The sequence below is a fragment of the Borrelia coriaceae genome (assembly GCF_023035295.1).
Taxonomy (GTDB): domain Bacteria; phylum Spirochaetota; class Spirochaetia; order Borreliales; family Borreliaceae; genus Borrelia; species Borrelia coriaceae.
Genome location: NZ_CP075089.1, coordinates 14,311 through 27,642, shown reverse-complemented (window position 1 = coordinate 27,642; position 13,332 = coordinate 14,311). Strand labels below are relative to the sequence as shown.

Annotated in this window: 12 protein-coding genes; 4 read left to right on the top strand and 8 right to left on the bottom strand. The window is 26.4% G+C overall.

Annotation, left to right across the window (positions count from 1 at the left end; all coding sequences use genetic code 11):
* Nucleotides 1-245: 245 nt before the first annotated feature.
* A complete protein-coding gene (locus bcCo53_RS07120; RefSeq protein ID WP_025408807.1) occupies nt 246-1,424 on the bottom strand; it encodes a hypothetical protein in 1,179 nt (392 codons plus the stop codon).
* Nucleotides 1,425-2,032: 608 nt separating this feature from the next.
* Nucleotides 2,033-3,535 carry a variable large family protein gene (locus bcCo53_RS07115; protein ID WP_025408808.1) on the bottom strand — a complete coding sequence of 501 codons (1,503 nt, stop codon included), beginning with the start codon at nt 3,533-3,535 and terminating at the stop codon, nt 2,033-2,035.
* 205 nt (nt 3,536-3,740) lie between these two features.
* Between bcCo53_RS07115 and bcCo53_RS07110 the strand changes: the two genes are divergently transcribed.
* From bcCo53_RS07110 to bcCo53_RS07100, 3 genes are all read left to right on the top strand, one after another.
* Nucleotides 3,741-4,244 carry an Mlp family lipoprotein gene (locus bcCo53_RS07110; protein WP_025408809.1) on the top strand — a complete coding sequence of 168 codons (504 nt, stop codon included), beginning with the start codon at nt 3,741-3,743 and terminating at the stop codon, nt 4,242-4,244.
* A gap of 145 nt (nt 4,245-4,389) precedes the next feature.
* Nucleotides 4,390-4,548, top strand: coding sequence for a hypothetical protein (locus bcCo53_RS07105; RefSeq protein WP_155806388.1), 159 nt, complete (start codon nt 4,390-4,392; stop codon nt 4,546-4,548).
* A gap of 6 nt (nt 4,549-4,554) precedes the next feature.
* The gene (locus bcCo53_RS07100; RefSeq protein ID WP_425387119.1) at nt 4,555-5,130 is read left to right on the top strand and encodes a hypothetical protein; all 576 of its coding nucleotides are present in this window, start codon (nt 4,555-4,557) and stop codon (nt 5,128-5,130) included.
* Nucleotides 5,131-5,386: 256 nt separating this feature from the next.
* Here bcCo53_RS07100 and thyX read toward each other — a convergent pair whose 3' ends face one another.
* The 6 genes from thyX to bcCo53_RS07070 all read right to left on the bottom strand — a co-directional run bounded on the left by thyX (nt 5,387) and on the right by bcCo53_RS07070 (nt 12,472).
* Nucleotides 5,387-6,142, bottom strand: coding sequence for an FAD-dependent thymidylate synthase (gene thyX, locus bcCo53_RS07095; protein ID WP_425387124.1), 756 nt, complete (start codon nt 6,140-6,142; stop codon nt 5,387-5,389).
* Between the two features lie 313 nt (nt 6,143-6,455).
* Nucleotides 6,456-6,728, bottom strand: a complete 273-nt coding sequence (locus bcCo53_RS07090) for a hypothetical protein (RefSeq protein WP_025408811.1) — start codon at nt 6,726-6,728, stop codon at nt 6,456-6,458.
* 906 nt (nt 6,729-7,634) lie between these two features.
* Nucleotides 7,635-8,519, bottom strand: coding sequence for a hypothetical protein (locus bcCo53_RS07085; protein ID WP_025408812.1), 885 nt, complete (start codon nt 8,517-8,519; stop codon nt 7,635-7,637).
* Between the two features lie 1,492 nt (nt 8,520-10,011).
* The gene (locus tag bcCo53_RS07080) at nt 10,012-10,308 is read right to left on the bottom strand and encodes a hypothetical protein (RefSeq protein ID WP_081725098.1); all 297 of its coding nucleotides are present in this window, start codon (nt 10,306-10,308) and stop codon (nt 10,012-10,014) included.
* Nucleotides 10,309-11,115: 807 nt separating this feature from the next.
* The gene (locus bcCo53_RS07075) at nt 11,116-11,688 is read right to left on the bottom strand and encodes a DUF226 domain-containing protein (protein WP_025408814.1); all 573 of its coding nucleotides are present in this window, start codon (nt 11,686-11,688) and stop codon (nt 11,116-11,118) included.
* Between the two features lie 22 nt (nt 11,689-11,710).
* Entirely contained in the window at nt 11,711-12,472 is a 762-nt protein-coding gene (locus tag bcCo53_RS07070; protein ID WP_051428633.1) for a plasmid maintenance protein, read from the bottom strand.
* A 543-nt stretch (nt 12,473-13,015) separates the two neighbouring features.
* On the opposite strand from bcCo53_RS07070, the gene bcCo53_RS07065 reads away from it, so the two are divergent.
* The gene (locus bcCo53_RS07065) at nt 13,016-13,153 is read left to right on the top strand and encodes a hypothetical protein (protein WP_246938458.1); all 138 of its coding nucleotides are present in this window, start codon (nt 13,016-13,018) and stop codon (nt 13,151-13,153) included.
* Nucleotides 13,154-13,332: the final 179 nt, after the last annotated feature.

Genomic DNA, 13,332 nt, shown 5'->3' with positions numbered 1-13,332 from the left:
TAGTTTAGTTGTTATTAGTACAAAGCTAGCGAGACCTCTATCCCAATATCTACTTATCTCTACATTTATAATGCAAAAATTAATTTTAAAAACCTCACTATTATCACTATTATAGTTTATATGCTTAATTCAAGCCTATAAAACTTTAACATTAATAAATTGAAAACAGACTACAATTACATTATAGTCTGTTTAAGATACTAAACCATTAATTATCTTTTTTTACTTCTTAATATCAATGACAATTATTTTCCAATATAAAATTTCACTATATTAAGAGATTTTTTCATTTCTAGAATTGTACTTTTTAATATTGCTTTATATCCTTCATATGAATCAGTTTCCTTTTTAATATTTGCAACTAAAGTTCTTGCTTCTGTCTCAAGTCCGTCTAATAGTGTTTTTGCTTTCTTTTCGTACACTCGTACAAGATTTGCTGCAGTCTTTGCTCCAGCTTGAATGCAATTTAATAGTGTACTAAGATCTTGATCAAGTTTTTCTTTTGTAAATTCCTTGGCCCTTTCTTTAGCTTGAGCTTTGACAACAGAATCAAAACGTGTAGAATGCATCTTGAATTTTTGTGTCGCAAATAATTCAAAATTATTATATATTTTATCAATTGTTCTAATTGCTGTATTCACATTATGTCTAACGCCTGACAGATAAGCATTATATCGATTACTTAGCCTTGTTTCTTCTTCAAATAATTTCTTATCTTCCAACTCATACTCATCTTCTTCATCTTCTATTACTTCTCCCTCTTGAAAGTAGTAATCATCCTCATCTTCTTCTATTTCCTCAACATATGAAAAAGAATTTGAACCTGAAATAGTTTGGCTTAAATCTGAATCTATAGTAAAGTCAATATCAAATGCATTGTTTTGAACAATAACTTCCTTTTTTGGCTCAACACTTGCACTGCTATTATGAGATGTTGATTTTACGCTATCATAAGTTTCAACTCCAGTAATTGAATTTTCATTGGTTATCTCTATATTTTGCGGCTCTTGTATTTTTTCTTTACTAAGCTCAGTTTTTATACTTGATAATACAACCTGTGGACTTTCTTCTTTAAGAACTACTTCATCATTTTTATTAAGGCCATTCGCAAATGTAATATCCTTTTGTACACTATACTGTTCCTTAAGAACATCAATCATACCACCTGATACTAAATTTTGTGCTACATCACTATTAACAATAGATTGGTTAACAACAGCAGATGGTTTTCTCTTCTTCTTAACAACCTTTTTCTTTTTCTTAGTAGACTTTTCAACAGATTTTTCACTGCCATCCAAAACAGATTGTTGAATCTTACCTAATAAACCTAGAGATTTCTCTTTCATTTCATCGTTTAATATTAAATCACAACTGATAAAATTTAAAAGTAATCCCAACGCTATATATTTATTTTTAGATTTCATTTCCCCCTCCTCTAAAGTATAAAAATTACAGCAATTTGAGTAAGATTCAAGCTTTACACCAAAATACTTCAAAAATAACATATAAAGCAATTTTCCTAAAAAGACTAAATGATGCCTCTAAAATTAGAGATTTTACTTCATACAAAAGATATATACAAAATAAAATTCATAGATAAATGGAACAAATACAACTGATCATTTTTCATAAATATTATATTAAATCCAAAACCTTATAAGAAAGATAACCTAAATCTTAATTCAATAAGAATATCAATAACAACACTTAATCAAATTCAAATTTCCAAAAAAGACATAACTTTAGTGAAAAAACACGCATTAAAATATACCAAAAGCAATTATATACTGAACTCTATTTACGCAATAATTGCATTATATTAACTCAGAATATTTACTGGAAAAAATAATAGACAAGTTAAAGCTATAAAATGATTCAAGGTATACATTGATAACTTAAAAAAGTTAATAAATATTATATTAATTAAATTAATTAAGATATCCGCTGAAAAAGAGAAGTGCTTAATCAAGCACTTCTCACATAATTTATTATCTCATATAAAAATTTAATCCCAAATATCTTAAAGATCTACTTACTTAATCTTTTGTAATGTTTGCATAACAATTGCATGAATCGCACCTAATACCTTATTAACAGCATTAGCTGCAGCTTTTTTAATATTTTCTACATATACAGTATCATTACCATTTTTATAAGCTGCAAACTTACCATCCCTACTCATTGCCTTTAATGCAACAGCTGCTGCTAAGTCTGCATTACTTTTGGCACCAGCACCCTTATTAGAAGTAGTCTTACCAGTAACTAATTCTCCTGCATCATTATCCCTATTATCAATATAAGTGGTTTTAGTTGTAGCATTTCTTATTTTATCAATCATTGCCCATGGATCTGCTTTAGCCACTTCTTTAGCAAGTTTAATACCAGCTTCTACACTAACAACACCACCATCATCATAATTAATACCACTACCACCATTAAGGGCAGCAAGTGCAGTAGTGTTATCTGTTGCATTAACAGGGGTACCAACAACACCCTTGTTTTTAATCTCTACACCAGATTTTTCTGCAACCTCAATTATTTCTTTAACTTCATTAATAATAGTTGAAACACTTGCATTCTCAGAAATAGCAGAAGCCTTACTGTTGCTAGCACTAATTTCTCCAATACTAATGTTATCACCACCAGTAGCAGCAGCTAATTTATTTACAGAAGCTATTAACTTGTCAATAACTTCATTAGACTTACCTTTTTTAATAGCTATCAACCTATCTTTTAATCCATTAAAGTATTCTTTTACTTTACTTCTATTATCATTAGAATCAATTACTACTCTATCGTAATCTTCATTCACAACACTACTTTGTCCTCTTACACCATATGCAGAATCATAAGATACATCAAAGCTATTTGAGTCATACTCTTCACCAGCTAGGCCACCACTTTGTCCAGTTAAGACAGGTGCAGAGGCATAGGAATCCTCAAATACATACATATTTTTTGAATCATATTGCTCTTCAGTAACCAAATTACTACTATTTTGTCCACTAATGATAGGTTCAACAGTGCCATAAGAGAACTCAACAACATCATTTGAACCATAGGACTCTTCAGTAATAGCAGGAATACTCTTTTCTCCACTTACACTACCAAGTGTGGAGTTATTTCTTTGTCCTCTTGCTCCTACAAGTGGCTTACCTGCATTAAAGGTATTTATATCACCACTTAAACCAACATAGGTTGTTTCTCCTTCTGCTCCTTTAAGACGTCCACCCCCAGCAAATCCACTTATCTTATACCATCCTGGGGCAAGATTATCATCATGACTATCAACTTGACTGCCAATATTTGAAGCAATCTCAGTATTCTTTTCCTGTGGTAAAGTATTTTTCTTTCCTTTTGGTAATTGAATCCCTTTTTGATTGCTTAAAGTACCATCAGTCATAGCATCAAAAATTAATGCTTCTTTGTTACCAAGTCTATCTTTACCTTCAGCTATGAATTGCTCTACTAAATCACATCCACTAAATAAAGAACTGGTAATTATTAATAAACCTAATGGTTTTCTAATTTTCATTTAAGCCTCCTCTCACAACTTATATCTAAAATATAGATTATATATTGTTTTTTCAAAAAAACATTTTAACAAATTTTAAATTTTTATTTATAAAATCAAAAACCTTACACCAACATATCCATATCTAAAAATACAATTATTGTATGTTAAACAAAAGGATTTGATATATAATTTACTTAAATCATAAACATGAGGAGAGTTTTAAATGAAGAAGATCCATTTTATTTTGTTTACTTTACTGATCATTTGTAGCTGTGGTCTTATTAGTAAGAGTAAAGGCAATAAAGAAAATTTGGAAACCCAAGCAGCTACACAAAAGACACCCGAAGAAGCATTAAGAGAACATTTAAGTGAAACACAAAACAAAGGATTGGACTTCTTAAAAGAAGTTTTAAAGGGAAATAATTATCAGCTTAACCGTATTTTGAGTGTAGATGAAGATAAATTGAATAAATTAAAAGTAATATTGGATCATATACAAATTTCACTCGAAAATTGTCATGACAGTCAAGCTGCTCATCATGGTCATACTATTAATGGTCAAGAAGGTCTTCATGATGGTCATGATGATAATGCGCAAAAAGCAGCTTTTAAAAGATTAATGTTACATTATATTGAAGATCAATTGGAAAGTAAAGAGGATAATTCAAATAATAGAATAATTCTTCCTCTTGATTTCAATCCTTTGAAAGGTTCATGTGTTAAATAACGTAAAGTAATGACTAAGGTAAATCTGAGGATATTTATTTAATAAACATGAATAGGATAAGGGAGTAAATATAATATTCAATAAGGCCATTCAATTAGTTAAAAAAATAAAAGAAAATAATAATTCATTCGAATTTCATGATACTATGACAAATGCTAGCAGAACTCAAGAAAAGGAAAAACACAAACACACTTTAAGTTATATGCAAGATCATCATTTACAAAAAACAATAAATTCTTCTATATATCCTAAAGAAGAAAAAAAAGAACATATAATTCAAGTACAACCTTCAAAGTTAACATAAGAGAATATAGAAAGATTACAAAAGTTTCTTATCGATTCTAAAGACTATTATGATACCCTAAAAAATATTTATAATCGTAATACTCAATGTAGCAAAGATCACATGGTATTTTGCACTAGCGAAACAAATGCTCAAATACGCAAAAATGCTATTGAAAAACTTAATAAGCCTGATCTCATTAAAGACCTACAAACACTAGCAGAATCTATAAAAGATACTAAGCCTCAAGCATTGATTAACTCAATTGAAAGCTTAAAACAAGCTATAGAACAAGCTAACCTTGTAAAAGATCAAAATACTACTCAAGCATTTCAAACCATTAAAGATGCTGGTGAGGCTTTCATTACTACTATAAATATTGCAGTCACAGCTTATATCGATGCTTTTGTTAACATCACTTCTAACTTTAACTCTAATAATTTCATCAAGGCTGCTCACTCTTTCGCTAATTCTGCTAAGACTTTCCATCAAGAAGTTAACATCGGTAGCTCTCAGCCCTATTATTGGTGCATTAAGAGTCATGGCTTTTCAATTAGAAAATATTATAGAATAAACAAAACAATGTGCTATAAATTTGAATAAAGACAACTACACTGGAGGAACAACTTTTGCTAACGCTATTGATACATTAATTTCTGCTTATAAACACGAGACCAATTAAACTAATTAATATAAAAAATCTTCTAATTCAATATGTAATATACATATTGAATTAGATAATACCTAAAATGCTACAAACAAACTACTTATAAAATCAAAAACCACAGAAATTACAAATATAATTCATTATTACTATTACTAAATATACAATTAGGAAAAACTTCTTATACTCGTTAGACTATTTAACATTAAGCTTATCTTTTAATCTTTTTAATGCTTGACCATCCAATTTTAACTTACTGATATCCAAAGCACCAGAAATTGCTATTATCTCTTCATAAGAAAATCTACACCCCTTCAAAATATGATTTTTAAAACTTCTAGTAGCAATCGGCACAATTTCCTCAACGACATCTAGCAATAGCTTGGCATACTCACGCATTTCTTTTGATGAGGTTTCATTCACTTCTTTTGACTCACTTAATGCTAATCTTAATTTTATAAAATGAAAAAGATTTTTTAAATCAATCTGCCAATACCATTCAGTATACAAGCTTAAAGGTAAAACTATTCTAGAAACTTCCTTTAAAACATTGCTATCTATCATATTTTGATATAGCTTGTAACAAGATTTTTGACTCGCTTTTAAATCACTTACTATATCTTTTACAAAGTTAGTTTCAATTCTCTCACACTCATTTTGATTACTATCAACATTTTGAATGCTTATATCCTCTTCTAAAGGAACATAAAATTCTTCCCTAAGCAGACTATATGAACCAGATACTTCATTAATTCTTGCTGTTCTGTGTCTCATCCATTGTCTTGCAACAAATATCGGGGCCTTAACATAAAATGTAAATACTACTTGTTCAAATGGACTTGTATGTTCGTTTCTCACTAAGTAATCAATAAGCTCATCATCTTCTCTCTTAATGCTCTCACTTCGATATGAAATTCTTGATGCCTGTACTATCCTATCATCACTACCCATATAATCAATAAGCTTTATAAAGCCTTTATCTAAAACTTTATATTCCTTATTTAATAAATCTCTTTTTTCAACATTAGTATTCAAAAAGTATACACCCTCATAAATTTAAAATTATCATATATTGTTTTTTAATTTTATATTAATAAAATATGTAAAATTCGTCAAACTAAGACTTACAGAAAACTTAAATGACTTTTTAATATTCTAATATTAATTAGAAATCCAAGTTATAAGGAAAGCAAAACCCTCAATCTAAAAAAAATTATGAAAAGCTTAAAAAGATAAAGGAATTAACCAATATTAGGTTATATTTTTATTTATTTTTCAACTTATTATTAAGGCTTTTTTCAAAACGAAAACTCAAAGTTTCAGATCTTACCTGAATTTTCTGATTTCTAAGATAGCTTTCCCTTTCTATATGTGCCATCCAATCATCAAGCCCTTTATCTAGTCCATACTGTCTTTGAAACTCTCTGAATTCTCTATCCAACTGCGCAGTAGTATAATCAACTTGAGCTATAAATGTTTCAATATCAATTTGTTCAGACTTAAAACTCTTCCTCTTAGGAAACTTAATCACTTTCATATAATGATCCTTAAACAAGCGCGAATAAAATAAACACTTTCATACTAACAAATCAAAACTATTTATATTAATATATAAATCCAAAACACATAATTTCGTAAAGCTATACTCGTCTTAATACAAAAGAATATTAGATTATCTATCATAGTATTTTAAAACATGTGTAATAAACAATTATATTGTTGGCTTTAAAAGCTAACAATATATCAACTATAATAACAAAAAAAGCAATAAAAAACAAAACTCATTAGCATAAAATTATGTATCTTTAAAAACTCGAGCTATAATTAAGACAATATTAATATGAGGGTTCTTATGGCTTCAATAATTATGTATTCTTGTCTAACTTTATGTATAGCATGCTTTTACAACAAGCTAAAAAAGCTTATTTTCAATTTATGTACATTACTTAAAAGAAACTTTCAAATTTTCCATTTAATGCTTGAAATGTTAATTTTAACTTTATATTTATTCACTGCCAATCAATATTATAAATATACTCTCATAGGAATAACAATAGTTAGTCTCTGTATATTTATATATCTTAAATAACAAATAAATATCAAGATATAGAAGTAATTCCTAATAAGCCAAACCAATTATCAATTATCCTATAATGTGATATTCAGTGCAAATGATTGATGCTAACACTTAAGTCAAAAATTATAGAATAAACTTTTATATCTATCAATCTCATCCAAAAACAAAATTATGTTAATACTAACCCAAGTATAATAGAGAAATATCGTTTATCTGAAATAGCACAAAAGACCAAATATCTCATAAAAAATATATGACCATATCTAAAGAAATATGTCAATCCTATCAATTTAACATAAATTTATACACAAATGATATATCTATATTTTCTATAGTAAGAGAAGATTCTGAAAAATCAAAATTGAACTAAGGTGATAAAATTTCAATAGAATTGATATTATTCACACTAGATTTTATATCATCATCATTGAAATGAGCATCTATAACAGACGAATAATCATCCAATGAAGGTTCGATTTTTTCACTTAGGTCATTTTTTACTTCTGTATACTCAACTCTAACCTCATTACTCATCTTCAATACAAGTTCTTCACTATCGAAATTATCAAAATCTAAAATAAGCTCATTAACAGATTCAAGTTCCCTTATACTGTCTAAATTTTTGCTTATTATATCAAGCATATTTTTAATTTCATCTTCATCTAAGCCTAAAACTTCATTTAACTTATCGACTTTATTAACCAAAGCTCTTTCCAAAAATTCTAATGCTTTTTTTTGTTCTTCATTTAGAGTATTTTTCAATTTTTGTTTATAAGTTTCTAACAATTCTTTTTCAAACATTATCTTTGATAATATATCATTGCTTTTAAAAGCTTCATTAAAAACTATTTGTTCGCTTACATAGCTTATGTCACTTTGTACAGAAAACAGTATATTATCTCGTAACAGATAACCATCTAACTTCTCAACTTCTAAAATATCTGCACTTGCAATCCTTTGATCATCTATATGATCATGTAAGATTTCTTTTTGAATTATTTCTTTAGCCTTATTATTTGCATCTGTTTGCCCAATGTTACTCTTTTCGATTTGTTTTTTACCGTCTTGGGAATGTTGCCAAATATCTTGGTCATCTTGAAAATTATTATGATCTGAATCATTATCGTATAACAACATATCTAAATTATTCTCATAAAATTGCGTACCTACATTGCCTTTTTTATCCACACTACAACCATTCAAGATAATAACTAAATTAATAATAACCAACGGATTTATCATGATATTCATAAATAACAGCTTTTTATTATACTACAAAATTATGAATTTTAAAACCTGTATTCTAAATAACTTTGATTATCATTGGTATATAATACTATACGCATTTATATATAAAAATTTCGAAGACGCTTTTGATTGCATTTGTAATATAAATAAATGTAGAGTACAACTTAAATATATAAATTTTAACTTTATAAGGCTACAGTCAACTGTAAACCATACCCATCTCCTGCCAAACAAGTTAATATACTAAAACCTTTCAAATCCCATGACGATCTGTCTTGGCAAAGAAGAAATATTTACTTGTAACATAGCTCAATTCAATAAGGCTGAAATCTTAAATTGCAAGTATTAATGGTATTGCACTTATATCAAAGTTCAATACAGTTGGCTTATTATAAATAATAATCTAAAAGAGCTATTATTTTTTTACTAGAATCTTTATAAAATTCACCATAACCGTCATAATTTTTATCTTAGCTGTTTTTTAAAAAAAACGGCTATCACTTCTTTAACATTTAAGTCGTTTGAGAACTTTGGTTCCCATATATTTTGCATACAATGTTCAGACCAAGTGTTATAACTAAAATTACTTAAAATTTATATAAGTTCTAACAATCTAAATCTTTAGTTGTAACGATGGTTTTCTAAATAAGCCTGATAGTTGGTTTACTGAATGAATAATATTATTATCATAAGGGACAGAAAGTCTTTCTGACGATAAAAAATCGTTTTGGATATCCACTAAGATTAATACTACTTTCTTTAGATTTGCTCTAGATCAAATTAAAAAATGTTTTATCTATTGCCTTAATCATAATATTCGCCCACAGTATTAATATTGTTATATGAAATGTGGTTATTCATGCCTGATATAGTAAAAAATATAATTCCAATATAAGATAAAAAATTAAAGTTCATACATAATTAATGCTATAACAATTATTAAAAACCTATAGGTGAAATTTTTGTTTTTGTAGGTCTTACATAAAAATGATAAAACATAATTTAATACTATTAATTGAATTATAAAAAAGCCACATTCACAATGTTTTACCATTAGAATATGACTTGAAGAATTACATTAAGTTGCGACTAACATTGCCGCTTACAATCATTAATTAAAACTATTTTTACAGATTATTTATCATCTTGTTCCTAATTTTTATATTAAGGTCTTATAAAAGATAAACTTGCCTAGCATAAGCACAAATATTAAAATTCATTACAAAGTATTGATAAATGGACTATATCATTTTGTTATCAAAACTCTTTTTCATAATACCTCTCCTATTTGAAAGAAAAAGCCTGAATCTATATTCAACCATATCATAAATATTTTGTCAATATAAATTGAATCATATTAACCAAATATTGGATTTATATTAATACTGCTATACTCGATAATACTAGAAGAAACACAAAAAGTCATGTTTTTAACAAGTCTAATTCTAATAATATTTGCTCTATGTAATTAAATTGTATATTTAATTCATTATATTCATTCTCTTGTTATTACTTTTGATATTAATTTTCTAAATTTTGGCATCTTTTCCCTAATTTTTCTTTTTATCTCAAATTTATACCTTTCATTATTTTTAAACTCAAGCAAGCTAAGGGTTAAATATATCAAAAAGTCTTCGGGAATTAACATAATATTCCCCACTCTGATATAACATTCCAGAACTTCTAATTTGTATCTTAAATGACTCTTTGTAATTTTATAGTTAAACTTACTTTTAAGGACTTCTTGTGCCTCAGAAACCTTGTAAAAAGAGTGTCCTTCTATCATTCTCATAGAATTAATTTTATACTTAATTAAACAAATAAAAACTTCAAAATTAAACACTCTATTTTGTGTATTAAGATATTGAATTTTCAAAATCACGATATACAATAAATATAATGGAAAAACTATCTTTAATGATATTGGATAATCTTAAGTATTGTTTTTTTATTGAAGTAATATTTGGTGGCTTTTTGAAAGCTTTTATTTCATTTAAAATAAATGGAACTCTGTGAAATGAGTTCCATTCACCTTCTTTTAACTTATGCGTACCTAAAGTATGTCTTTATTCTTTTGGTACATTATTAACTTTCCCTCCTCTCCGTTTGGGAAAGTTATTTTTTTTATTAAATTGTTTTATTTTCTAATTATTATAATAGTTCATTTTCAATATGATTCACGTGTATTTTATTTGTTGAGCTTTCATATATCGGGATTATGAATAAAACTTTTCACTTTTTTGAGACGCATAGATGTTTTTACAATAAAAAATTAAAGGTCTTATTAGAGATTTTATACCTAAAGTCTCTAACAAAACCTTTAATTGGTTTTATAATTTCTTTTTCTGAAAGAGTGATACGTAAGTGTATCAAACCTTAAATAAACTATACAACAATTTTGTCAATTTTCAAATATTTGTGTTTGATATAAAAAAATAATTTTTTGGTAAATTTTGCTTTAAGTTATGTGTATTATTTGTGTGTTTGCGTTATTTGGTATTCTGTTGAAATGTTGAGTCAATATTTTTTCTATAATGTTAAATAGAATAATGATTGGGATATCCTACTTTTATATTTATTTTGACTGATATCATGGTTGTTATTTTTGTTTTTTTTCTATCCATTCAGTTATTATTGCTCCGGGCAAGTTTTTATTGTAGAAGGTGTATACTTGTCTTTCAATTTCTAGAGTTATGTTTAATAGTTTTTTATAATATTCAGTTTTTGTTTTATCTTTTCTTAGCAAGGAGTAAAAGTTTGTAAGATAACATATAATAGAACCTGTTTTAAATCTAAATTCCATACAAACACACCATCTTATTGTGTAAAACTCATTTTTTTCTATATTTTGAATGACTAAAGGTTTTTGTATTTTTTTGATAGAATAATGGATTCCTAGAAATTCATCTTTTCCTTTGACGCTGAATAGATGAAATATATATATATTTTTTTCTTTGTTTGGTTGTGAATATTTCTTAAGAGCTATTAAGAATTTATTTTTTTGTTTTTTGTTGACGCCAAATGTGTAAAAGTCATTGAATAGTTTTGTGTGATATATTTTTTTTCCGTTTATTATTTCTGTTCTATTGAAGGTGTTTTTGGCTTTTTGTTTGGTTGTGTTTAATTTTAAATTTTCTGCTTTTTGTTTTAATCGTTTAAATAGATTTTCCATTTTTATTCCTTGGATTTATGATTTAGGCCTTTTCTAGTATTTTTAGTAGATCGTAATAGTATTGATTGTTAATTATTTTAGTGTAATTAAGATTTTTTGTGTTGTCTAGGTAGTTTTTTATTAATGGTGCTAAGATTTTAGTTTCTGTTTTTTGTTTCAGTTGTTCAAGTAATATGCTAAATATATTGTTTCTAATTTCTTTTTTGGAGTTTTCCTTTTTGTTTGTTGTTTTTGCCATTGTGTTTTGGCTTTTATTACAATATTTGTTTGTTTTGTCTAATTGTTTATTGGATTTTTTTTGATTGTGGTTTTCTCCTTTTTGTGATTTTATATTATTTATATTATTTATATTATTTATACACTCCCATTTTTCTACATTGATATTTTTTAAACATAGATATTTGTAAACTCTTTCATTAAATTTTTTTTCTCTTTTTCTTTTAAAGTATGAATTGATTTTGTGATAGCATTTATTTTTAGGATATCTAAGTTGATAATAAATTTCTGTTCCATAATTTTTTCCTAGATGTTTATAGTAATTGATTGTTACCTGCAGTTCTTTTTCTAATTTGTATAAATAGCTCTGCAATGTTTTAATTTTTATGATTTTTTGACCATTTCGTTTCATATTGTTATTAAAGTAGTAAAGTATATTACTTTGTGTATATTTTTTTAAGGTTAAATTCATATAATTTAGTGTAGATATTAACACTATTAACTTATGTTGATGATTATTGAAATTTTTTTTTTGTTTTTTATTATGAGATTTTGATAAAATTTTCAATTGATTTACTCCTTCAAAAAAAGTTGTGAGGATATTGTATATTAAACATTATATTTTGTCAATGGTGTGTTTTTGATTAGTAAATTTTGGATGAAAACTTTTTTATTGTTATAATTCATTTATTTTGTATGTTTTTCTTAATAATATCGATAGAAATTTTTCAGTAAAGATGAGTCAATAACTGTCTTACCACAAATAATTTTTTAAATAGTGTTTATTCAAACATTTTTTTATTGTCTACCATTGAAGCAATGGTTTTTGAATTTGTTAGTGTATTTAAGGTTTTATATAATTAGTAGAATGCAAATTTTAGTAACAAATTAATAGGATTTTTATCATAGTTATATTCAGTGAGAGTTGATTTTTGTAAAGATTGTGTGTAGGACTTAGTATTAAGTGAAGATAAGATGTAATTTTATCTTTTATGCATTTATATCTATAATTTTTAATTAAAACAGATGGAGGATTAATAGAATATATACAGTGATTGTTAAAAGTTGATTTTTTTTTGTTTTTACTTGTTATGAATTTATTGTAAGCTCAATGATCATATGGGTGCCGGTAGAGCATATAAATGTAGAATATATTCAGTTATTAATCAAGATAAATATTTTGATAAAAGGTTCGGATATATTAAGTTTGCATATATATGAGGCTAAGTCGTTAGAAGAAACATTATGAAATAGACAAAAAAGTTCTTAAAGTGTAAATACAAGTCAGTATAAAATTCAAGTAAAATAATAGAGAATGAATTATATAGAGGCCTTAAAAATAGTGAAATCATTAAGAATTTAACTATAAGTAAGCGATATTGGTAATAAATGCTATTCGAGTAGTATTTGAGTGCTTAAATACTAAAA